The organism is Methanosarcina barkeri MS (assembly GCF_000970025.1).
Taxonomy (GTDB): Archaea; Halobacteriota; Methanosarcinia; order Methanosarcinales; family Methanosarcinaceae; genus Methanosarcina; species Methanosarcina barkeri.
On the sequence record NZ_CP009528.1, the window covers coordinates 93309 to 117279 of the forward strand.

Sequence of the window (23971 nt, forward strand, 5' to 3'; positions counted from 1 at the left end):
TTATTCCAGTATGCATGGATTAACTTATTCCAGTATACATGGATTATGTGTTATCTCTAAAAGTAACTAAATTTTTATAGTCAGTAAACTTTACATTGAATTTGAAGAAAATACTTTTTGCTCTTCACTATTTTAATTAAATAACTCAAGATTATGGTTAATTTTGTTTATTATGTTTTGTCGAAATTGAATTCTATTGTTTTTCTGTTTCTTTTTACGTTATTAACTCAATTTGAAGAGGATACACTCGTACTACTTTTTTCGATTCCTCAAATAAACAAGTTTTTATTTATGTTAAGTTACTTCCTTCAATCAGGACTTTAATTCTATCTAGTGTATTCTAATATATTTATTCTGGAAATTACCATCTGGAGTTTACTTATTAAGTTAGGAGGAAAACAATGCGAAGGGATTATATAGACACGGGCTACAGCCCAAAAGATACCGATTTTATCTGTGAATTCCATATCGAACCGTCAGCAGGAGTGAATTTTGAAGAAGCTGCAACTCATATGGCAGGGGAAAGCTCCATAGATTCCTGGACTGAAATTGCCACGCTTAGTCCCGAACTTGCAGCCAGGCTAAAGCCACATGTTTTTTACGTGGACGAGGACGCACAGACTGTAAGGGTAGCTTATTCGGAAGAGCTCTTTGAACTTTATTCGGTCCCGCAGGTACTCAGCGCAGTTGCAGGAAATATCTTGAGTATGAAAATTGTTGACAATCTCAGACTCCAGGATATAGCTTTCCCGAAGTCAATGCTTCGAGAATTCAAAGGTCCTGGATTCGGGTTGCCAGGAATCAGGAAACTTACAGGTGTGCAGGACAGGCCTCTCATAGGAACTATTGTCAAGCCGAAAGTTGGATTAACTTCCGAAAAACATGCTGAAGTGGCTTACAATTCCTTTGCAGGCGGTTGCGACCTTGTTAAAGATGATGAGAACCTTACGGATCAGAAATTTAACAAATTTGAAAAAAGAGCTGAACTTACCCTGAAGCTTGCAGAAAAGGCAGAATCTGAAACCGGAGAGCGTAAAATGTATCTCTGTAATATCACTGCTCCTACCTGTAAGGAAATGATCCGTCGCATGAATATCCTTAAAGACCTGGGTGCCAGCTATGCGATGATCGACATCGTACCTGTAGGTTGGACTGCACTTCAGACCCTGAGGGAAGAAGCAGGCGATGCAGGATTAGCTCTCCACGCCCACCGATGCATGCATTCAGCCTATACCCGGAACCCACGCCATGGGATAAGCATGCTTGTAGTTGCCAAGCTCTGCAGGCTGATCGGGCTTGACCAGCTTCACATAGGTACGGTTGTCGGGAAGATGCACGGAGAAAAACACGAGGTTCTGTCTCTCCGTGACGAATGTGTTCTAGATAATGTGCCTGCAGATGAAAGCCAGCACGTCCTTGCCCAGGACTGGGGAGGGTTGAAGCCCATGTTCCCAGTTGCTTCCGGAGGGCTTGCCCCTACTATGATTCCTGACCTGTACACTATCTTCGGAAGGGATGTTATTATGCAATTCGGTGGTGGTATTCACGCTCATCCAATGGGTACTGCAGCCGGAGCCACTGCTTGCAGGCAGGCACTCGAAGCATCTCTTGAAGGAGTTAGCTTGCAGGAATATGCGAAAAACCACAGAGAACTTGAAGCCGCCATCAATAAGTGGCTGAAGAAATAAGCCAGAGAACTAGCTACAGAAAATTCTAATCGAAAAGGAGTTTACCCCTGTGCAGGCAGAAAACGGAAGTAAAGTAAATACTCTGGTTTTTCGGGTTTCCGAAGAAAATTTTGATTCCGTCCTTGAAAGAGCGTCAGCGATTATCAAGCGTGGTGGGACTGTAGCTTTTCCCACTGAAACAGTCTACGGTCTTGGAGCTGACGGCTTGAACCCCGAGGCAGTCCTGAAGATTTTTGAGGCAAAAAAGCGCCCTCCGGGAAATCCCCTTAGCCTGCTTGTCCACTCAAAGGAAGATGTTGAGAGAGTGACAAAAAATATCCCGGAAAGCGCTTTCAAGCTAATGGATGCTTTCTGGCCTGGCCCTCTTACGATTATCCTGGAGAAAAACGACATTGTTCCCGACATTACTTCAGGAAAACTAAAATCAATAGGAGTCCGAATGCCTGACCACAGCGTTCCTCTGGAATTAATAAAGAGAGCAGGCACTCCTCTTGCTGCTCCCAGTGCCAACCTGTCAGGAAAGCCCAGTCCAAGCCTTGCAGCCCATGTCATCTCGGATCTTGCAGGTAGGATTGATGCAATTCTTGACGGAGGGGAGGCTGCCATAGGGCTTGAGTCAACTGTAATTGATATGACTGTTGAGCCACCTGTTGTGCTCAGGCCTGGGGCCGTAAGTCTCGAAGAGCTTGAAAGTATTATAGGAAAGGTTAGATCCGGATACAAAAGCGGTGAAGCTGGGGATAAATCGGATCTGCCGGAAAAGAAGGCAGGTCAGAAATATGGGCATTATATCCCTGATACAAAGGTTGTGCTTGTCGAAGGAGAAGGTAAATCGGTTTCGGGTCAGCTTGTCAAATTACTTGAAAGTTACATAATCGAAGGGCAGAAAGTTGGGCTTCTTCTCAGTGAGGAAACCAGTAAGGAAACTGCACCTGTCCTTGCTTTAAAAAATCTGGGCCCAGATGAGTGCTTTTTGCTGGGGTCCAGGTCAGAGCCGGACGTGGCTGCCAGGAAACTCTTTGAAGGACTCAGAACGCTTGATAAGAACGGGCTGGATGTAATCGTGGCTGATGGGTCCTTCAGCCGTTCTGGGCTTGGGGAAGCTCTCATCAACCGACTGAGGGAAGCGTCCTCAATAAAGATTGTTGCTTAAGCTCAATTACAATACAGTGTTAATCTCAATTGCAATATAGCGTTTAAGCTCGATTACGATGTAGTGTTTAATCTCAATTGTAATACAGTGTTTAATCTCAATTGTAATACAGTGTTTAATCTCAATTGTAATACAGTGTTTAATCTCAATTGTAATACAATGTTTAATCTCAATTGTGATGCAAAATTGAATATCTAGTTAGTGTTTGAGAGGGAAGAACTTTGAACGCCGAGAAAAAGGAAAATCTGGAAAAAAAGCGGGCTTACAAAAAAGTCGTAGATCAGAATAAAAAAATAAACAAGATTAATCTTGTAGTTCTGGCTGTGGGCCTACTTTTAACAGTTCTGGGCATGGAGAAAGTAGGGAGCTATCTTCTCTGGGTAGGTATTTTTGTCCTTTTTATAACTTCAATTTCAAGTATTTTCGCATCTGGATCTCTTCGCAAGCAGAGGTAATACCAATTTTTCTTTTTTAAAGGGGCTTTTTAATGGGTGAAACAATTGCAAGTAAGGAAATGCACGAATATTTTGACGAACTCGAAGCAAGGCTCAAAGAGGCTATTAAGATTGCAAATACGGCTCGAGCTCGTGGAGGTGACCCAAAGCCCGTTGTAGAAATTCCTCTTGCCAAAGATCTTGCGGATAGGGTTGAGAACCTTATAGGAGTAGAAGGAGTAGCTGCAAAGATTCGGGCGCTTGAAGAAAAAATGTCAAGAGAAGAATGTGCTCTCGAAATAGGGCGTCAGGTCGCAGAAGGAGAAGTGGGAAACTTCGCAACAAAAAAGGATGCAGTTGAAGCTGCAATCCGGGTTTCCATGGCCGTCATTACAGAAGGAGTGGTTGCGGCCCCGATTGAAGGGATTAATAAGGTCGAACTGGGAAAGAACGACGATGGTTCCGAGTATATCCGAATTTTTTATTCCGGGCCTATCCGAAGTGCAGGTGGAACAGCCCAGGCTCTTTCTGTGCTCGTTGGCGATTACGTAAGGCGTGGGATAGGAATTGACCGCTATAAGCCAAGGCCTGAGGAAGTAGAGCGTTATGTAGAAGAGGTCGTTCTTTATAAAAGAGTCGCAAGCTTGCAGTATATGCCCTCGGAAGACGAGATCCGCCTGATAGTCAAGAATTGCCCTGTCTGTATTGACGGAGACCCAACCGAAGAAGCTGAGGTTGAGGGGCATAGGGATCTCGAAAGGATTGGGACAAACCGTATCAGAGGGGGAATGTGCCTTGTACTTGCCGAAGGGCTCGCCCTTAAAGCCCCCAAAGTCAAGAAACACGTTAATAAATTGCATATGGACGGATGGGACTGGCTGGATATCCTCATAGGAGGTGCAAAAACCGGAGGCGATGAAGAAGATGAGAAGAAAAATAAGATCAAGCCGAAGGATAAGTACATAAGAGACCTGATTGCAGGCAGGCCGGTTTTCTCCCATCCTTCAAGGCCAGGAGGGTTCAGGCTCCGCTACGGGCGGTCCAGAAATACTTCTTTTGCGGCTGCCGGGATCAATCCGTCTACTATGGTTCTGCTTGATGATTTTATTACTAATGGGACTCAGCTCAAGGTTGAAAGGCCTGGAAAGGCTGCAGCTATGTCTGCTGTAGACTCAATTGAAGGGCCAACCGTGCGCCTTTATTCCGGAGACCTTGTTCGTATAGATGATATAAAGGAAGCTTATGAGCTTCGCCCGCAGGTCGAGGTAATAGTAGATATTGGAGAGATCCTGATTAATTATGGGGATTTCCTGGAAAACAACCATCCTCTCATGCCTTCGCCTTACGTTTTTGAATGGTGGCGTTACGACTATGAAGCAGCTTGTTCTGAGAAGATACCTGAAGACGAGTTGAAAGATCCTTCGTCGGTTCTGGCTCTCAGGCTTGCGGAGGAATACGATGTCCCTCTACATCCGAAGTTTACGTATTTATGGCATGACATAAATCGAACTGAATTTGAGGCTTTAAGGGAATTCGTGATCGAGAAAGGAAATTTCTCGGTTGAAGACGAAATTCTCAGGTTGCCCCTGAAAGCCTGTATGGAGAATGGTGTCAAACTCATACTTGAAAAACTCCTTGTACTTCACAGGGTAAAAGCTGGCACAATCCTGATTAAAGAAGCTCTTCCTTTTATTCTCTGTCTTGGGCTTGACTGCCATCTGAAAGAGAAAGCCCAGATGCCTGATACCGATAACATGGTAAATGCTGCGGCTCTTTTAAGTGGATTTAAAGTTCTTCCGAGGGCTCCCTCGAGAATAGGAGCAAGGATGGGAAGACCGGAAAAATCTAACCTGAGAAAGATGTCTCCTGCAGCTCAGGTTCTTTTTCCTATAGGTAATGCTGGAGGACTTACGCGGAATCTTGTAGCCGCTTCAAATTATTCGGCCTCCATGAATGGGAAAATAGGCGAAATTGAAGTGGAGATGGGAATCAGAGAGTGTCCTGCCTGTGGGAAAGAGACTTATTTCTGGCGCTGTGATTGCGGAGAGTATACCCGTCCCAAACTCTTCTGTCCTCGCTGTAAAATTGAGGTTCGAAACTCTGAGACCTGCCCTAAATGCGGTAGAAAGCTAACTTCTGTTGCAAATGTCAAACTGGATTTCCGTTCTATATACAAGCAGGCTTTTGAGAATGTAGGGGAAAGAGAGAAAATGGACCTCATTAAAGGTGTAAAACGGCTCATGAACGGGCAGATGACCCCCGAACCCCTGGAAAAGGGAATCTTGAGGGCAAAACATGATGTCTATATTTTTAAGGATGGGACTGTCCGCTATGATATGTCAGATATCCCTCTTACACATATCAGGGCTGATGAAATCGGAATAACCGCAGCTAAACTCCGGGAACTCGGTTATGTGGAAGACATTTACGGAAATCCCCTCGAAAGAGATGATCAAATCGTCTGCCTGAAGGTTCAGGATCTTGTGATTTCTTATGACGGGGGCGGGTATATGCTGCGTACCGCACAATATGTGGATGACCTGCTTGTGAAATATTATGGAGTTGAACCCTATTACAATGCCAAAACAATTCAGGATCTTGTAGGCGTACTGCTCATAGGGCTTGCTCCACATACCTCCGCAGGCGTACTGGGGCGTTTAATAGGATTTACGAGAGCTTCAGTCGGCTATGCTCATCCCTTTTTTCACGCTTCAAAACGCAGGAACTGTGATGGAGACGAAGATTGCATAATGTTACTCATGGATGGAATCCTTAATTTCTCAAGGGCTTATCTCCCAGAGAAAAGAGGTGGGAAAATGGATGCTCCTCTTGTACTTACTACGAGAATCGATCCTAAAGAAGTGGATAAGGAGGCACATAATATAGATGTGCCTGCAAGATACCCTCTGGAGTTTTACAGGGCTACTCAGGAGATCAAAAATCCTACAGAGCTTGAAGGTATTATGGATCTGGTGAGTAGTCGACTTGGAACTCCGGAACAATACGAGCATTTTATGTTCACACATGATACTTCTGATATTGCTGCAGGTCCTCTCAATTCTTCGTATAAGACTCTTGGGAGCATGATAGAAAAAATGGAGGCTCAACTTTCACTTGCTAACAAAATAAGGGCAGTAGATGCTCCTGATGTAGCTGAAAGAGTGCTCAAGTCTCATTTCCTTCCTGATCTGCTAGGAAATCTCCGTGCCTTTTCTAGGCAGCGGATGCGCTGTATAAAGTGTGGAGCAAAGTTCAGGCGCCCTCCGTTAACTGGAGTCTGCCCTAAGTGCGGAGGTAATGTAGTACTGACCGTACACGAGGGAGCTGTTCGTAAATATCTTGAAATCTCAAAAGAAATTGGGGAACGGTACGGAGTTTCTAGCTATACCCAACAGAGAATTGAACTTTTGGATAAAGATATATGTTCTCTATTCGAAAATCACAGGGTTAAACAACTGGGACTTTCAGATTTCATGTCTGGATCTGCGCGCTGAGGAGGAATGGCACGAGATATTAAAATTTAAAATAAATTATTCTGGTTGTCTGAAAGGAGGCAGGGCAGTTTGAGAGCCCTAAAACACAGAAGTATTTATTAACCAGATCTCTTATTATTAACCAGATCTCTTATTTTACTGCAAACAGTCCTATCCTCCTTTCGAAAAGAGATTCTTTTCAAGTTTTGACTGTTTCTTATAGGGAAAAATCTACTCTCTTAAAGTTTATTATTTTTCTATATATTTTTCACGTATTTATATAATTATAGGCCTATTTATATACTATCTGTTTGATTATCTGTATCTTCTACATAATCATTTTTTTAATAATTTCCACCTTTTTTTACTCAGATTAAGGCTGGGTTTGATATAACCTGGTTTATTTTATAGGTAGCCCGAGGGCATTAATCTGCCCTATAAGTTCGGTAAAGTTTTTAATTTCCAGTTCCAGAACTTCTTCTTTGTTCATGCCTATCGACATTTCGCCGTCTACGGAGAGAAGTTCCGGACCCCTGCGAATAAGCCTGTCAACTCCATCTCTTTTTAAGGCCTCTTTAACTTCCATATCATGAACAAAAGCCCTACCCGGGATAAAAACAGTCTCGCTGACTTCAGAGAGGTCCATATTTTTGATATCTTCAATAGTAATGAGGCATCCAATGTCTTTTTTTGGGGAAACAACATTCACGGAACCTCCAAGAGCTTCAAAGATTTCCCTCATTCTTGGGGCTGCTATCTGGCCTGTAATAACAGTAGCTCTTTTTGTTGTCCTTGGAAGTTTTTCGAGAGCTTCGGGTACATTCCTGATAGCAAAAGGAGAGCCAATTAAGGGATCTTCAAGCGGGGTTCCTGTGATCCTCATAGAAGGGTGCTTTGATGCAGAATTACGTACCAGCTCTGTGAATTCCTGGATGTTTTGTGGGATTATGCCCGGAATAATAGGGGAGTTATTCAGGATAAGTCCATTTTCCGTAAAGTTTGCAAATCTCATTAGAATAGCTCCTTTTATACCCATAGTTTCAAGATCATTGAGGGTTTTATCAAGGATCTCTCTGTCATTTACTCCAGGAATGATAACCATCGCTCCGTATACATCACAATGAGCACAGAAGTCCCGTAGAACCTGTATAGACGCTTCGGGTTCCGGATCTTTCATGTATTCAGCTCTTAAAACCGGATCAGTCGCAAAGACGGTAAAACTTACCTCTGTGACTCCATGGTCTATATAGAAAAGAGCATCATCAGGCTTGTTGAAACCTTTTCCGCTTGTGTACCCAAGGTGTATGGGGATCTTGAACTGAGATAAAAAAGAGACAAGATCTTTCAGTTCAGGATAACAGCTTAAATCGCCTCCTCCGCTAATAGTGAATTTTTTAATCTCTCCACTTGCGAAATAGAGTTTTCTTGAAGTTTCCTCCAGTACTATCTGAAGAGGCTTGAAACCTGAATATGATTCCTTTACACTGCGTGTGCAGTAGTCACATCCCTTTTTGAAAGGGAGACAATACTTGCAGCCCAGAGGCTGAACGTCTTTAACCTTTTTGAAATAACAATATTTGCAAAAGCCTCTACAATCTACTCCTGGATTTCCGCCTACGTCGACAACTACTTCCATATTAAACTTTCGTATTACTAAGATATTACTAATTCTTTTTGGTATGACTCTCAGGTGTAAAACAACATATTCATAAATTTAATACTATTTTGTCATTTTCCTGCGCAATATTTTTATTAAGTAATTTAGTATATTTTTAACAGGCTTTAAGTACATTGAAAATTCATTTTTCGATTGATACTGTTTTCTTATATATTTCTACAAAAATAGATTACAAATTAATAAAATATATTTTAAAAAAAACACATAAATTAATTTATCGGAGAACACAAAAGATTTAAGTACCTTCTAAACGAATGAGATTTCATTGGGAATAGTGGACACTTAAAAACAAAGCGGTACTTGATTTATTGAGTGCAAAAGCACTCGAGTAGGTGACCAGTCCCAAAATGATTTTAATAAATTAAGGAGGAAATTAAAGTGTCTGACACAGTAGACATCTACGACGACAGAGGAAAACTGCTCGAGAGCAATGTCGACATTATGAGCCTTGCTCCAACAAGAAACGCAGCAATTCAATCGATCATCATGGACACTAAGAGGTCAGTTGCAGTCAACCTCGCAGGTATTCAGGGTGCACTTGCCAGTGGCAAGATGGGCGGAAAGGGCCGTCAGATCTTAGGCCGCGGACTTAACTATGACATTGTAGGCAATGCTGATGCAATTGCAGAAAATGTTAAAAAACTCGTCCAGGTCGATGAAGGCGACGATACCAATGTCATCAAAGTCAAAGGCGGAAAGAGCCTCTTGATCCAGTCCCCAAAATCCAGGATTATTGCAGGTGCCGACTTCATGTCCGCAACAACAGTTGGTGCAGCAGCAGTCACCCAGACTATTATGGACATGTTTGGAACCGATCCTTATGATGCTCCTATCGTAAAAGCAGCTGTCTGGGGAAGCTACCCACAGACAATGGATCTCATGGGCGGTCAGGTTCAGGGTATTCTCAGCATCCCTCAGAACAATGAAGGTCTTGGCTTCTCCCTCAGGAACATTATGGCCAACCACGTTGCAGCAATCTCCAACAGGAATGCAATGAACGCATCAGCTCTCTCTTCCATCTACGAGCAGTCTGGTATCTTCGAGATGGGTGGAGCAGTCGGTATGTTCGAGAGGCATCAGCTCCTCGGTCTTGCATACCAGGGTCTCAACGCCAACAATCTCTTATACGACATTGTTAAGGAAAACGGTAAGGATGGAACCATTGGAACCGTTATCGAATCCGTTGTCCGCAGGGCAATTGAAGCTGGTATTATCTCCGTTGACAAGACCGCTCCCTCTGGATACAACTTCTATAAAGCAAACGACGTCCCCAAGTGGAATGCCTGTGCAGCAGTCGGTACCCTTGCAGCCACTCTCGTGAACTGTGGTGCAGGCCGTGCAGCTCAGAACGTTTCCTCAACACTTCTCTACTTCAATGATATCCTTGAGAAGGAAACTGGTCTCCCAGGATGTGACTACGGTAAAGTAGAAGGTACCGCGGTAGGGTTCTCATTCTTCAGCCACTCCATCTATGGTGGCGGTGGGCCTGGTGTCTTCAACGGTAACCACGTCGTTACCAGACACTCCAGAGGATTCGCAATCCCCTGTGTATGCGCAGCAGTCGCTCTTGATGCAGGTACCCAGATGTTCTCAATCGAATCAACATCCGGCCTGATAGGTGACGTGTTTGGTGCAATACCAGAATTCCGCGAGCCGATTAAGGCAGTTGCAGGAGTGCTCTAAGCATATAACTCAAAAGGTCTAAAGATGTCAGACTCTGCTTCAAATACGGAAGATTCTATTCAAATCGAAATTTTTCCCAGTAGAATCCTGTCCCCTGAAACGGCTCAGAAGCTCATGGGCGAAATCTACAAGGTGGACGGGGTAATCCGCGTCATGGTGCAGGGCAACAGGCTGCCTGATAGGGTGTCTGCCGGCCCCGGTACTGGGGAAAAAGTGGAACATCCACTGAGAAAACCTATTCAGATTGGAGATCAGGTTATCGAATTGAAGGTCTGTGTGGGCAGGATCAGGGTTGAACTTTCAAACGCCGAAGCTAAAGAACAGATCAGGGAAGTTTGCGAAAAATTGCTTCCATTTCCCTTTGAATTCAGGGAAGGGCATTTCCTCAGGAAAAAGCCTACTGTAACTGACTATGCTAAACTTGGTCCTGAAACAGATCCTCGGTTGCTTGGTATGGTAGATCCTAAAGCCAAGACAGACCAGCTCATCTTTATCGAGAAACAAGGTGAACAAGAAGAGACAAAGGACAAAGATGAGTGAAAACGTATGATGATTGATCGGGAAACGCAGGTAGTTGATTGCCGATGCGGTGCAGGACTTGGTAAAGGAGGAGGGCTTGCCCAGCGAGGTACTCTTTCGGAAGCCGGCCGTGCTGAGGTAGTAGCTATTGCCATGAGTCCCGGCCAGAGACATATTACAAGGCCGGTATGTGAGATCACATACGGCATGAGGAAAGAAAACATTCAGGTCAGTGTGCTGGTACTATACTCTGGTTCCGGAATTCCTGAATCAGGTATGAGAACCGGGTCTTTTGTACTGAGTCCGGTAGAAGTAGCACAGATTGAAATGCACAAGCTGGCCGTGATTCACCTCGGAAATATCAAGGATCATGTGGTTAGAAAGACCAGGGAAATCCTGAGCCAGGCTAATATTCCGGCGATTGTAGTCAGCCAGATCCCGGTAGATTTTGAGGATTTTGCAGAGGCAGGGATAAAGACGAGATTGGTAATGCCAAGGGATGAAAATATTCGTACAAAAGGAATTGTGATGAATATGGTGAGTGGAGTTACACGCGGTGATTCCTGTCCCAGGGACAAACTAAATCTTATCATTAAATACGTCAAGACTACATTAGACCAGTTAGAAGATCATAAAGGAGTTGCATGAGATGGCTTACGAAAGACAATTTTATCCAGGCGCAACATCAGTTGCCGCTAACAGAAGAAAACACATGTCTGGAAAACTTGAGAAACTCAGGGAAATTTCAGACGAAGACTTAACCGCAGTTCTCGGGCACCGTGCCCCAGGAAGCGACTATCCAAGCACCCACCCACCACTTGCAGAGATGGGAGAGCCTGCATGTTCGACCCGTGAAAACGTTGTACCTACACCCGGTGCAGCAGCAGGAGACAGAGTAAGGTACATTCAGTTTGCTGACTCAATGTACAACGCGCCTGCAACCCCATATTTCAGATCCTATTTTGCAGCAATCAACTTCAGAGGTGTAGACCCAGGTACCCTTTCAGGCCGTCAGATCGTTGAAGCCCGTGAAAGGGATATGGAACAGTGCGCAAAGGTTCAGATGGAAACCGAAATCACTGACCATGCACTCGCAGGTGTGCGTGGTGCAACTGTGCACGGTCACTCTGTCCGTCTCCAGGAAGACGGTGTAATGTTCGACATGCTCGACAGGAGAAGACTTGAAAACGGTACTATCATAATGGACAAGGATCAGGTTGCAATCCCACTCGACAGGAAAGTAGATCTCGGCAAGCCAATGTCCAGTGAAGAAGCTGCAAAGAGGACTACCATTTACCGTGTGGACAACGTAGCCTTCAGAGACGACAAAGAAGTCGTTGAATGGGTACACAGGATATTCGATCAGAGGACAAAATTCGGTTTCCAGCCAAAATGAGGTGACCACAATGGCAGCAGACATTTTCTCAAAATTTAAAAAGGATATGGAAGTCAAGTTCGCACAGGAATTTGGTGCAAACAAGCAGACTGGTGGTGACATCACCGGCAAGACTGAAAAGTTCCTGAGGTTAGGCCCTGAGCAGGACCCCAGAAAGGTCGAAATGATTAAAGCCGGTAAGGAAATTGCTGAGAAGAGAGGTATTTCATTCTACAACCCAATGATGCACTCCGGTGCTCCTCTTGGTCAGCGTGCAATTACTCCTTACACCATCTCCGGCACTGACATTGTTGCAGAGCCTGATGACCTGCACTACGTCAACAACGCTGCAATGCAGCAGATGTGGGATGACATCAGGAGGACCTGTGTTGTCGGTCTTGACATGGCTCACGAGACCCTTGAGAAGAGGCTGGGTAAGGAAGTCACTCCTGAAACCATCAACCACTACCTTGAAGTCCTTAACCACGCCATGCCCGGTGCAGCAGTGGTTCAGGAAATGATGGTCGAAACCCACCCTGCTCTTGTTGACGATTGTTACGTGAAAGTCTTCACAGGTGACGACGCCCTTGCAGACGAAATCGACAAGCAGTACCTTATTGACATCAACAAGGAGTTCTCAGAAGAACAGGCAGCTCAGATTAAGGCTTCCATCGGCAAGACATCCTGGCAGGCAATCCACATCCCAACAATTGTCTCCAGAACAACAGATGGTGCTCAGACCACAAGGTGGGCAGCCATGCAGATCGGTATGTCTTTCATCTCCGCATACGCAATGTGTGCTGGTGAAGCAGCCGTCGCTGACCTTTCCTTTGCTGCAAAACACGCAGCTGCTGTTTCCATGGGTGAAATGCTCCCAGCAAGGCGTGCACGTGGACCTAACGAGCCCGGTGGACTTTCCTTCGGTCACCTGTCAGATATCATCCAGACAAGCCGTGTCTCCAAAGACCCAGCAAAGATCGCTCTTGAAGTCGTCGGTGCAGGCTGTATGCTCTACGACCAGATCTGGCTCGGATCTTACATGTCCGGTGGTGTCGGATTCACACAGTATGCAACAGCTGCATACACTGATGATATCCTTGACAACAACGTGTACTACGACGTTGACTACATCAACGACAAGTACAATGGCGCTGCAAACGTCGGCAAGGACAACAAGGTAAAGGCAAGCCTCGACGTCGTAAAGGACATCGCAACCGAGTCCACACTCTACGGTATCGAGACCTACGAGAAGTTCCCAACTGCCCTTGAAGACCACTTCGGTGGATCCCAGAGAGCAACTGTGCTCGCAGCCGCAGCCGGTGTTGCCTGCTCACTTGCAACCGCAAACGCAAACGCCGGTCTATCTGGCTGGTACCTCTCCATGTACCTGCACAAGGAAGCATGGGGCAGACTCGGATTCTTCGGTTTCGACCTGCAGGATCAGTGTGGTGCCACAAATGTTCTGTCCTACCAGGGCGACGAAGGTCTCCCAGACGAACTCCGTGGTCCAAACTACCCCAACTATGCAATGAACGTCGGTCACCAGGGTGGATACGCAGGTATCGCTCAGGCAGCCCACTCAGGTCGCGGAGACGCATTCACCGTCAACCCACTCATCAAGGTCTGCTTCGCTGACGACCTCCTGCCCTTCAACTTCGCTGAGCCCAGGAGAGAGTTCGGCCGCGGTGCCATGAGAGAGTTCGTGCCTGCTGGTGAGAGATCCCTCGTCATTCCAGCAAAGTAAACTCAATAAATGAACATACTAAAACAGAGTAGGCCAGAAGGTCTACTTTTTGTCTTTTTTTCTATACTGGTTTTTCTTTACTGTTTTTCCGGAATTATGATTTCTTGAGGAAAAAAGGTCTTTTTCATTGTTTTACTGATATAATGGATATTCCGGCTAAAAAAAGGGATTGTCAGCTACGAGGGTTACAAATTCAAGCATTGGATAATGGTTTCCACCTTTTATTGATAGGGCTATCAAACAATATTTCTACCGTTATAAGCTCATATAATTCTCCCTCAAACCACAACAACTTTTTTGCCTAATTTTTCTCCAGCTTCAACAAATTCTATTGTATCCACACCAGGAAATGTGTCTATAATACAAATATCAAATTTTTCATCTAAATAATTCGTTAATTCTCTTACATCCATATTATAAACTTCAAATTTGTCTCCAGATGCTATTAATCCTTTTTCACTACCTGAAAATTTGACTGGAAACCCATTAGCTTCTAAATTAATCAAAGTAATTTCTATTGCAGGGCTCCATATGTCATTGAAAACAACTTTTTGCGCGTTGGCTTTAAGGCATGCGATTCCTAAAGTCCCAGGGCCACATGTACAATCAAGAACAGTAGGCTTATCATAATCTTTCAAAGCTTTTTCAAGTATCTCTATTTTGGGCGATTTTACCTGTGGGAACTCTATGTGAATTTCACGCTGATATTTGTATATTCCTAAAGCACCATAAGGAGTCTGTACAATATCACATCTCAGATCGCATCCAGCAAGAAGTTCATATACATGAGGATTTGAATCCGAATCTTTTATACCCACAGTTTTTCTTATATCTCCCTTTAAAACTCCTCTAACTTCCCTAACTTCCGTTATAATTCTTTCAGCACATTTTTTATCCACTTTATCAGATAATATTACTAAAGAACCCTTAGGTAAATAGGGAACAGAATCAGTTAGATAACCAGGAGTCACAAGAGGTATACATGAGTTCCTTAAATTAGCTTTTTTGTCTTTTATTCCTTCATTGATCATTATTTTTAGCACGTGAGACATTACAATATCAAGATGCCTCTTACCGCATTTACAACTTCCAAAATCGTTATCTATTTCATCTAAGTTAATTTGTTCTGCTAGAGGAGAGAATTTCTTTATTTTTTCTGTTTTGCAATCTTTGCATGGTTTATAGAATAACTCAATGTCTTTTAGCGCTTCCGAAATAGGCCTTATGCAAGTATCTCCACACCTACACCTCATTTCCATATACTCAAATATGGAATATTTTGTATAAGTACTATGTCATTTCTTATCATTCCTGGGTTTCACTTTGGATTCACTTAGGAAGAAACTGATTTTTTGACCTATTGGAGGTCAATCAAAAAGAAAATATCAAAACATATTAAAACACATTAAAACACATTAAAATACATTAAAACATATTAAAACATATTAAAAAATATCAATAATTATTAAAAAGAATGTATTAAAAAGAAAACGTTAATAAGAATATATTAACAAGAAAACATTTAAATTCTGAGGATACCTTTTACTATCAGTTATCAAACTTATATTAAATCTGCATCTGGTCTTCATCTAATCTTCTTCTAATCTTCTTCTAATCTTCTTCTAATCTGCACTTAGAAATCTTTATTGTATTTTCAATTTATTCTTCCGAAATATCCTCAATTTTTGCTCCAAGGCTGCGCATATCTTTAAAGAAGTCCGGGTAAGAAATCGATACAGCTTCTGTTGTGTCAACTGTTGTATTTCCTGCAAACATTCCTGCTATTGAAAGAGCCATAACTATTCTATGGTCATCCCAGCCATGCACTGATGCTCCATGCAGTTTTCCGCCGGTAATGGTCAGACTATCTCTTTCTTCTTTTAGGTCTACCCCAAGCTTCGGAAGTTCGGTTGCAAGGGCTTGCAAGCGGTCCGTTTCCTTATATCTGACATGCTCGGCATTTACAATCCTGCTAGTCCCTTCAGCAACTGCGGCCAGGACAGCAACGGTAGGGACAAGGTCAGGGGTTGCCCCGGCGTCAAAAGTTGTAGCTTTTAATTGTCTTCCTCCCCTGACGGTCACATTGCCTGCTTTTTTATCCCAGGTAATATCTGCTCCCATCTGTCTCAGGATTTCAATGATTACCTTATCTCCCTGTTTTGAAGGAAAGAGGTTTTTGACTGTAACCTCAGATCCGCTTATCATAGCTGCGGCTGCAAGGAGGTAGGATGCAGAGGAAAAGTCTCCGGGAACAGTATAATCTTTGAAATCATACTTCTGTTTTCCCGGGATTATGAATCTGGTACCATTACTGTCATCTACATGAACTTTAATGCCTGCAAGTTCAAGCATTTCAAGGGTTACGTCCACATAAGGTCGTGACTTAAGTTTTCCTGTAATAGAAAGGGTGGTACTGTTTTCGGCAAGCGGGCAGGTTATTAAAAGAGCCGAGATAAACTGAGAACTGATAGAACCGTCAATACTCACATCTTGTCCTTTAAGTCCGCCTTTAACGACAAGTGGAGCTCTCTCGTTTCCTCGAGTGGAGCAGGCTTTTACTCCCAATTGATTGAGAACTTCAAGAAGAGGCCCGTTTGGCCGGGTACGAAGGGAGGTGTCTCCGGTAAGCACTGTAATCCCATCAGTAAGTGCTGCTACTGCAGTCATAAATCGAAGAGTTGTCCCCGAATTTGCAGCATCAATTATGTCATCAGGGACATTTGGTTTTCCATTAATTCCGTGAATAATAAGCCTGTCTTCGTTCCTCTCAACCGAGGCCCCAAACATCTCGGAAGCCCGGACCGTGGCAAGAGTATCAGCTGAAATCAGGGGACGCCTGACGGTTGATTCTTTTGAAAGAGCTGCCAGAGTTACAGCTCTGTGAGTGTAACTTTTTGAAGGTGGAGCAAAGACTTTCCCTTTGATCGAGGATTTGTCAATAGAAACACGCATGTGTACCAGATCTCTTCTGTTTCTTATTGGATTTTTCATGAGATTCAGGTGCTTACTTCTAGCTTCTGAATAACTTTTTTACAACGCTGCTAATAACAACAAAATTGAATATTTCGAGTATGATTCATAACTTAGTTTAAAACTTAGTTTAAAACTCATTTTAGAACTCATTTTAGAACTTAGAACTTAGTTTAAAACTCATTTTAGAACTTAGAACTTAGTTTAGAACTTAGAACTTAGTTTAGAACTTAGTTTAAAACTCAGTTCACCCCTTTTACGATGTTCTCTACCATATCCCAGTCGTGCTCATAGATATGTGCTGAGATACTGATAGTTGTGATTGTTCCGGGTTCTGTTCCCACCCTATCAGCCACATACTTTAGGAGTTTCGAGAGCCCATAGAGGTTTGCCGGATAGGCTCCCCCAAAGTCGTGGCTTCTGAAGAGAGTTGTGAGGTGTATCTCTCCATCTCTTATTTTAAAGTCGTCGAGCATCATACAGGGGACTTCATTAACTTTTGTATCTACCGGAGGAATCCAGGTAACTGCGATTGCTCGTCTGGAAGTAGGATTTTTCTGCAGCTTTTCGATCACATAATCTATCTGATCTACCTTTCCATTCCAGTCCCGAAGGCGCTGCCCGTATGTGTATTCAAAGTCCTGTGTATTTTCCCCTGAGATCAGTTGTTTTGCATACTCTTCAAGTCTTTCTTCATTCCAGGCAGTCTCATGCGGGATTCTGTCAGTGTAGGGATTTTCAATTATGATCATCAAGTCCATAAATTCCCTGATCTGGCTTCCTCTTTCATCCGTAATAACCTGTCCGTGATTTTGGATAATGTTAAGCCCGCGATACCATGCATCAGAGATCGTTTTTGCCCTGACAATTCTGCCAATTTCAAATCTGTCTTCCATTGAAAATTCCCCGATAAAATCAAGATAGGGTATGCACAATTGATATCCTGATCCGAAATATCTCAAATCCGGCACTTTGACCAATGTCTCTAATTTTTGGGATTTTTCGGATACATTTTCCCATAGCTAAATATGGTACAATATTCTACATAGGTAGTTATTTATTCTTTTTTCTTTACTCACCACTTTCTTTTATAAGTTCTTTCTCTAAAATATAACTTAAAATCTCACTATGTATATTGATAGCATATATCATGCACGATTTAAAAAAATATCGGGCAAAAAAAGGATATGAAAATTCCGGACAAAAAATACGGAAAAGAGATCAAATAAAATTTAAAGAAAAATAAGCAGTTGGATATAAACTGAATTAAAATCCGGATAAAACAATCTCTGAATAAATGGATCAAAATTAAACACTTGGAAAACTAAAAAAATCCTGGATAAAAGAATTAAAAATAAAGGTCTGAGAAATATTCTCAGACCCTCATTGCCCTAAGGCGCCTTACCCTTTCATCGGTTGCTGGGTGAGTGCTAAAGAGAGACTGGATTGCTCCTCCTTTTAATGGATTAACAATAAACATGTGGGCGCTGCTTTCCTTTGCCTGCACGTCTGAAACTCTCGGACTGTAGTGAGAGTTCCCATATTCGAGTTTTTCAAGGGCACTGGCAAGAGCCCAGGGTTTTCTGGATATGCTGGCTCCTTCTGCATCAGCTGCATATTCTCTTGACCTTGAGATTGCAAGCTGAATCAAAGTTGCAGCGATAGGCGCTAGAATTGCCATCGCGATGAGGCCTATGATTCCTCCATTATCATCATCTCTACTGCCGCCGAAGCCGCTGAAAATTGCAGCCCATTGTGCCCAGTGAGCAAGCATTGTGATAACACCTGCAAGGGTTGCAGCTATGGCACTTATCAGGGTGTCTCTGTTCTTCACATGTGCAAGCTCGTGTGCCAGCACGCCTTCCATTTCTTCATAAGATAGTAGCTGAAGTATTCCTGTTGTAGCAGCCACAGCCGCATGCTCTGGGTTTCTTCCGGTTGCAAAGGCATTTGGCATTCCGGATTCTACGATATACACTTTGGGCTTTGGGATTCCTGCTTTCATAGCCAGTCCATCGACGATCCTGTGCAGGTTCGGAGCTTCCGCAGGTGAAACTTCCTTTGCCCTGTACATTTTGAGTACTATTTTGTCGCTGTACCAGTAACTTCCAAGATTCATAATTATTGCAAACAGGAACGCAATAATCATTCCGCCCGTACCCCAGTGGCTTCCTATCAGAACCATGAGGCCTGTAAGGGTGGCAAGCAAAATTGTAGTTTTAAGCATGTTCTTCATGACTTATCACACGACGTCCTCCCAGGCTAATGTCTGGGTTTTCGGTCTTTGATTCTAATTTCTAAACTTATTTTTATAAATTAAGCAGATTAGAATCGGTTTTATATCACCTGAATATAGATATATATCTTTTCTCCTGCAAGCGCAGGTTAATACATTTGTGTTATTTCGATTTCCTTATTTATCCTAAATCAATTTAAAATTCTCTTAAAAGGCAACTTTATTCTCAAATTGGGAAATCTCATTCAAAAAATTATATTTTCTTCTGGAATCTCCCCCATCAAAGTTTACATTAATAACTAGTATCTCTTTTTTGATATATTTACATTTGCATGTTTCACTCTTTTAGTTCGATTTCTAACTATTATTGTGGCTTCAAGTATATGTATTTATTGAATAACTGGTTCCAAAACTCAAAATTACTTATTTGAATCCCATATTCCGAATAATCAATTGTTTTTTGATCACAAAAATAGTTTTGAAACTTTACTAATTTGAGGTAAAATTAGTTTTGGGATGGACTTATTCAGTAACCAAATAAAAAAATAAAAATATAGTTACTTTAATCCATTGTCAAAATAATCAGTGTCAATCTTTTTAACATCGTAAGACTTTACTTTTGAAACTCCCACATCATACTCAATCATTAGTCTTGCAAGTGTTTCTCCATTAATCAACACAATGTTCCCTGTGAAATTGGCATATTCAATAGCTTCTCTTGAAAAAGTAGAGGTTGTTATAAAGACTCCTTTCTTTGCTTTCTTTCCTATCAGAGCACCTGCAAATTTCTGGATTTCAGGTCTTGGGACGGTACCTTCCCAGCGTTTTGCCTGAATATAAATTACATCAAGTCCAAGCCTATCTTCCTTTATGATTCCATCGATCCCACCATCGTGACTTCTACCAACTGCTTTTCCTGCATCTGCTCTTGAGCCTCCATATCCCATTTTTGTCAAAATATCAACAACAAGTGATTCAAAGAAGCTGGCTGAACATTTTTTTATGATAGAGATAACTTCTGAAACGAGTTCGTTGTGCAGCTCCTGATATGCTATTTCAAGGAACTCTTCAGGATCCAGGTCTTTTTTCCTTTCTATTTTTGGAATTTCTGATTTATCGATTAAAGTAGGCTTGTCTCTGTTATAAAAAGCATTAAATTCTTTGTATTGTTTCAAAAAATTAACATCAATAGATGCAGGATTTTCTTTAAGGACATACAGGCCTCTCTGGGTAATGGAAAAATATCCTTTTCTTCCAGAATCAAGCAAGCCAGCTTTTTTCAGGTAAGTACATGCCCATCCAATTCGGTTATTAAATACAGCTTGCTGGCCACTTGGCAAAAGTTCTCTTCTTTCTTCTTCGCTTAATCTTAACTCTTCTGCAAGATGCTCAATAGCATTGCGAATTTTATGCTCTTCTCCATCTCCTGCATATTTAAGCAAAGGAAGCATTAAGGATTGATAATCTGGAACTGCCATTAGATCACTCAAAAAATATGTTAGTCCTACTTAGAACTTTGAGTATGTGTCTTTTTATAGTTTATCATTTTGTATCTTTTCACGTAATCTTGATTCTATTTCAAAAATTACTCTTCCACAAAAGGTTGCTTTCCAGTAAACATCGTAAAATCCAAACCTTTATACCTTTTCCTTTCCCAAAAACTTCTCATGTCCTCTTCAGGCATTTCTCTTCCTCTCAAAACGGAACATTCTATTAAAGACCGTCTCTACTGGAATTTCTTAAACGTGATACCTTTCCTGATCGGTTCAATCGCAATCATTAGGGATTCGATTAAATGGGTAGCGGTTTACATAGGAATAGCCCTTTTTTTCTTCCTGGTTATCGAATTCAGGTTCGCATGTACTCATTGTTTTTACTATATCCAGAGCAAAGGCTGGGTAAAGTGCATGATGCTTTCTGGAGTACCAAAAATTTTTAAAGATCGTCCCGGACCTCTCAGTCTTTTTGAAAAGATTATTACTGTTCTTGGGGCTTTGCCCGTATTCCTTTTTCCGGTTTACTGGCTTATCAGTGACCATCTACTTCTAGGAGCTTATATTGTTGCATGGGTACTGTTCTTTCTGACAGCCCATCGATATGAGTGTGTAAAGTGTATTAACTTTGAGTGTCCTATGAATCGGGTGCCAGCAAAAATACAAAAAAATTTTAAAAATAGAGGTAATCTCTCAGATAACTTTGATCTTTCTGGAAATGAATTTCGGATATCAGGCTCAAACAGATATTCTTCACTTAAAATACAACATGAATTTAAGGACTTTCTCTACTGGTACTTCGTAACCTTATTTCTTCTATTTTTGGCGGGACTTGCAATTGGTATTTACTCAACAGGGTGGGTACTTGCCTATATTTTCTTAGTTTTCTTTCATTTTTATGTCTTGGAACAGCGTTTTTTCTGCACCCATTGCCCTTACTATGTAATGAGTGAAAAAAAAGTGAGATGCATGATGAATTGGGGTTGGCCGAAGCATTTCAGATCCAGGCCGTATCCTCCGGGAAAATTCGATCTTGCCGTTACTATTCTTGGGTTTCTGGTTGTGCTTCTCTTTCCTGTTCCCTGGCTTTTGAAAGAACCGTTTCTATTGGGTGCTTACCTTGTTTCTATTTCGATTTTCTTGTTAACGATATGGAGGTATGAGTGTTGCCGTTGTATCTATTTTGGATGTCCTTTTAACAGAGTTTCGGCTGAAGTGAAGAATGAGTTTGAGAGGAAAAAGAGAGTTGACTGCGAGTTTGGAGAAGATTAAACTGTAAGGTTGAGGCAGGTTAGAATAGAATTTAGGATTAAACAACTCTTCACTGTTTTTTATGGATTGAAAATAATTGCTTAGTTAGAAGGTATTCAGACCAGATAGTAAAATATCAAGCTTGAATGTGATTTTCAGCAACAACTGGTTATATATTTGATATATGTGACTTCAACATTTTGGAACTAAATGTAAGTTACCCACTCGAAGTAGCGAAGAACCAATTTTGTTCTGAAAAACGGTTAAAAAATTTTTGGTTAAATGAAGTTTGACTGGAAATGAAAGTGTTTTTCTTGTTGGTTTTGGTGTCTTTCTCAAGGATTGGAGATATATGTTATCTAACAGGCTATTAACTTTTCTAAACTAATTTTACTTCATGTAACAGAAACTTATTTATATTACAACACGGTAATCTATTTCCGTAGTTTATGTCTCAAATAATGGACTACAACCAAACAAAAGGAGTTTCAGAAATGAAAGACGCAACCCAGGAGACTTCTCTCAAACCCGTTTTGCATGGGTTTTTGTTAAGCAACGGCATGTTTATCACTCCAGCGGAAATGGAAATTATGGAAAGCCTCGGGGTTGTCCGATCAACAAAAATCTGAATTCTAGAAATAAACCGGAAAAAGACACGTGGTTGGGCAGGCCAAAAAACTTTTCGGAAACAATCTGTAATAATACCTTAAAAAGTTTTGATCCCTTTATTAACCCTATAAAAGTCTCGATCTGTTAGATCATGAAAAAATTCAAAAAAAGCCTCCAGTAGAACACCCTTTAAAAACCAAACAAAAACGACTCCCATAAATCAGCAAAACCTCCAATCCCTGTACAAATCTGTAAAAAGCCGGAGAAGTTCTAACTAATATTGATTTCCTCCATAAGCTAATTTACTTAAAAAACGAGGATGCTTAGTCAACGAGACCAGAAAAACAGATTGAATAATTTACTGATATATCCGATTTGCCTGTTCTCTTCTGTCTTTTCCGGTTGAAATTTCCCACTGTTTCTTTCTAGTAATCTCTCTTAGCAATCTTCATTAACAGTCCTTCTTTAGCAGTCTTTCTTTAACAGTCCTTCTTTAACATTCTTTCATATACTTCGCCTGTAAAGCCTTATTTGGTTTCTTTTCAGGTTTCTTTCAGCTTGTACTGGAACTCCATCTAACTATGAAATGGAGTAACTTTATGAAGTAAAATAACTTATACTTCGTGCAATGAAAGAGTGACAACCATGAAAGCTGCCTGTATCCAGATGAATATCTCCCTTTGCTCAAAAAAGGAAAATCTTGAGCGTGCCCTCTCCCTGGCAGAAGAAGCGGTTTCGAAAGAAGCTGAATTACTTGCATTTCCGGAAGTTTTCTCTACTGGTTTCTGTTATGACCACATAGCTGAAGTAGCTGAAACTGCTTCAGGTCCTACCATTGGAGCCTTATGTGATTTTTCAAAGGAATACGAATGTATCCTTGCAGGCTCGATGATAGAACAAAGAGTAGGTGCAGAATTCAACAGTGAAATGAACATCCCTCCTCAGTTCAACCTGGGGTTCTGCATTGAGTCCGGAAAGCTAGTTGGTATCCACCGAAAAACTCAGCTTTACGGTCTTGAGAAAGAATATTTTGCACTTGGAGAAGATATACATCCTATTCGGCTGAAAAAGTATGACCTCTCCATGGGGCTTATGGTATGTAACGAAATCCGGTATCCGGAAGTTTCCCGGAAACTTGCTCTCGAAGGAGCAGATCTTCTGGTTTCGGCTTCAGATATGCCTGATTTTTATATCTATCCATGGCGTATTATGTCCCTTTCTCGAGCAATTGAAAACCAACTGCCACATATCGCCTGTAACAGAGCGGGAAACGATAGGTTCTCAACTTATCCTGGCAGATCTTTTATTGCCGACGGATGGGGTCGTATTCTGGCAGAAGCCGGAAGTGAAGAGTGTGCTCTAATAGGGGAAATTGATCTTGAAAAGATAAAAGAGATCAGGCAAACTGGTTCCATCATCGAAGATCGGAGGCCTGAGATTTATTAATTCAGGATTGAGTTAATACGCATTTAGAAAAGAACCCATTTTAAAGAATATATTGGAATTAAGAGTTAGAATCTTAGAATAAGAGTTAGAATAAGAGTTAGAATAAGAGTTAGAATCTTAGAATAAGAGTTAGAATAAGAGTTAGAATAAGAGTTAGAATCTTAGAATAAGAGTTAGAATCTTAGAATAAGAGTTAGAATCTTAGAATAAGAGTTAGAA

The 23971-nt window shown here is 41.8% G+C and carries 18 protein-coding genes; 12 read left to right on the forward strand and 6 right to left on the reverse strand.

Translation table 11 applies throughout. The features are described from left to right. Positions 1–401 precede the first annotated feature (401 nt). The 4 genes from rbcL to MSBRM_RS00515 all read left to right on the forward strand — a co-directional run bounded on the left by rbcL (position 402) and on the right by MSBRM_RS00515 (position 6769). Positions 402–1688, forward strand: a complete 1287-nt coding sequence (rbcL, locus tag MSBRM_RS00500) for a type III ribulose-bisphosphate carboxylase (RefSeq protein WP_048120735.1) — start codon at positions 402–404, stop codon at positions 1686–1688. Between the two features lie 49 nt (positions 1689–1737). Next, positions 1738–2841 carry an L-threonylcarbamoyladenylate synthase gene (locus MSBRM_RS00505; RefSeq protein WP_048120733.1) on the forward strand — a complete coding sequence of 368 codons (1104 nt, stop codon included), beginning with the start codon at positions 1738–1740 and terminating at the stop codon, positions 2839–2841. A 221-nt stretch (positions 2842–3062) separates the two neighbouring features. Then, a complete protein-coding gene (locus MSBRM_RS00510) occupies positions 3063–3296 on the forward strand; it encodes a hypothetical protein (protein ID WP_048120731.1) in 234 nt (77 codons plus the stop codon). Positions 3297–3328: 32 nt separating this feature from the next. Further along, complete coding sequence (locus MSBRM_RS00515) at positions 3329–6769, forward strand: DNA polymerase II large subunit (protein ID WP_048120729.1); 3441 nt, start codon at positions 3329–3331, stop codon at positions 6767–6769. A 379-nt stretch (positions 6770–7148) separates the two neighbouring features. On the opposite strand, the gene mmp10 is transcribed toward MSBRM_RS00515, so the two are convergent. After that, positions 7149–8384 (reverse strand): methyl coenzyme M reductase-arginine methyltransferase Mmp10, encoded by a 1236-nt coding sequence (gene mmp10, locus MSBRM_RS00520; RefSeq protein WP_048120727.1) that lies wholly within the window; start codon positions 8382–8384, stop codon positions 7149–7151. Between the two features lie 420 nt (positions 8385–8804). Here mmp10 and mcrB point away from each other — a divergent pair, with 420 nt between their 5' ends. From mcrB to mcrA, 5 genes are read left to right on the forward strand one after another with little or no spacing between them, the layout of a single operon-like run. Beyond that, the gene (gene mcrB / locus MSBRM_RS00525) at positions 8805–10109 is read left to right on the forward strand and encodes a coenzyme-B sulfoethylthiotransferase subunit beta (RefSeq protein WP_048120725.1); all 1305 of its coding nucleotides are present in this window, start codon (positions 8805–8807) and stop codon (positions 10107–10109) included. Positions 10110–10133: 24 nt separating this feature from the next. After that, complete coding sequence (mcrD, locus tag MSBRM_RS00530) at positions 10134–10649, forward strand: methyl-coenzyme M reductase operon protein D (RefSeq protein ID WP_048120724.1); 516 nt, start codon at positions 10134–10136, stop codon at positions 10647–10649. 6 nt (positions 10650–10655) lie between these two features. After that, positions 10656–11276, forward strand: a complete 621-nt coding sequence (gene mcrC, locus MSBRM_RS00535) for a methyl-coenzyme M reductase I operon protein C (protein WP_048120722.1) — start codon at positions 10656–10658, stop codon at positions 11274–11276. Between the two features lies 1 nt (position 11277). Then, positions 11278–12024, forward strand: a complete 747-nt coding sequence (mcrG, locus tag MSBRM_RS00540; RefSeq protein ID WP_048120721.1) for a coenzyme-B sulfoethylthiotransferase subunit gamma — start codon at positions 11278–11280, stop codon at positions 12022–12024. A 10-nt stretch (positions 12025–12034) separates the two neighbouring features. Continuing rightward, positions 12035–13747 carry a coenzyme-B sulfoethylthiotransferase subunit alpha gene (mcrA, locus tag MSBRM_RS00545; protein ID WP_048120720.1) on the forward strand — a complete coding sequence of 571 codons (1713 nt, stop codon included), beginning with the start codon at positions 12035–12037 and terminating at the stop codon, positions 13745–13747. Between the two features lie 278 nt (positions 13748–14025). Here mcrA and MSBRM_RS00550 read toward each other — a convergent pair whose 3' ends face one another. The 5 genes from MSBRM_RS00550 to MSBRM_RS00570 all read right to left on the reverse strand — a co-directional run bounded on the left by MSBRM_RS00550 (position 14026) and on the right by MSBRM_RS00570 (position 20431). Beyond that, positions 14026–15006, reverse strand: a complete 981-nt coding sequence (locus MSBRM_RS00550) for a 50S ribosomal protein L11 methyltransferase (protein ID WP_048120718.1) — start codon at positions 15004–15006, stop codon at positions 14026–14028. Between the two features lie 400 nt (positions 15007–15406). Further along, a complete protein-coding gene (aroA, locus tag MSBRM_RS00555) occupies positions 15407–16699 on the reverse strand; it encodes a 3-phosphoshikimate 1-carboxyvinyltransferase (RefSeq protein ID WP_048123356.1) in 1293 nt (430 codons plus the stop codon). A gap of 260 nt (positions 16700–16959) precedes the next feature. Next, positions 16960–17613, reverse strand: a complete 654-nt coding sequence (locus tag MSBRM_RS00560; RefSeq protein ID WP_048120716.1) for a thymidylate synthase — start codon at positions 17611–17613, stop codon at positions 16960–16962. Between the two features lie 479 nt (positions 17614–18092). Further along, complete coding sequence (htpX, locus tag MSBRM_RS00565) at positions 18093–18953, reverse strand: zinc metalloprotease HtpX (RefSeq protein ID WP_048120714.1); 861 nt, start codon at positions 18951–18953, stop codon at positions 18093–18095. A 557-nt stretch (positions 18954–19510) separates the two neighbouring features. Beyond that, positions 19511–20431, reverse strand: a complete 921-nt coding sequence (locus tag MSBRM_RS00570) for a restriction endonuclease (protein ID WP_048120713.1) — start codon at positions 20429–20431, stop codon at positions 19511–19513. A 189-nt stretch (positions 20432–20620) separates the two neighbouring features. Here MSBRM_RS00570 and MSBRM_RS00575 point away from each other — a divergent pair, with 189 nt between their 5' ends. The 3 genes from MSBRM_RS00575 (at position 20621) to MSBRM_RS00580 (ending at position 23752) form a co-directional block, all read left to right on the forward strand. Continuing rightward, positions 20621–21718 carry a hypothetical protein gene (locus MSBRM_RS00575; protein ID WP_230668984.1) on the forward strand — a complete coding sequence of 366 codons (1098 nt, stop codon included), beginning with the start codon at positions 20621–20623 and terminating at the stop codon, positions 21716–21718. A 473-nt stretch (positions 21719–22191) separates the two neighbouring features. After that, positions 22192–22326 carry a hypothetical protein gene (locus MSBRM_RS21590; protein ID WP_255361978.1) on the forward strand — a complete coding sequence of 45 codons (135 nt, stop codon included), beginning with the start codon at positions 22192–22194 and terminating at the stop codon, positions 22324–22326. Positions 22327–22951: 625 nt separating this feature from the next. After that, positions 22952–23752 carry a carbon-nitrogen hydrolase family protein gene (locus MSBRM_RS00580; RefSeq protein WP_048154045.1) on the forward strand — a complete coding sequence of 267 codons (801 nt, stop codon included), beginning with the start codon at positions 22952–22954 and terminating at the stop codon, positions 23750–23752. Positions 23753–23971 lie beyond the last annotated feature (219 nt).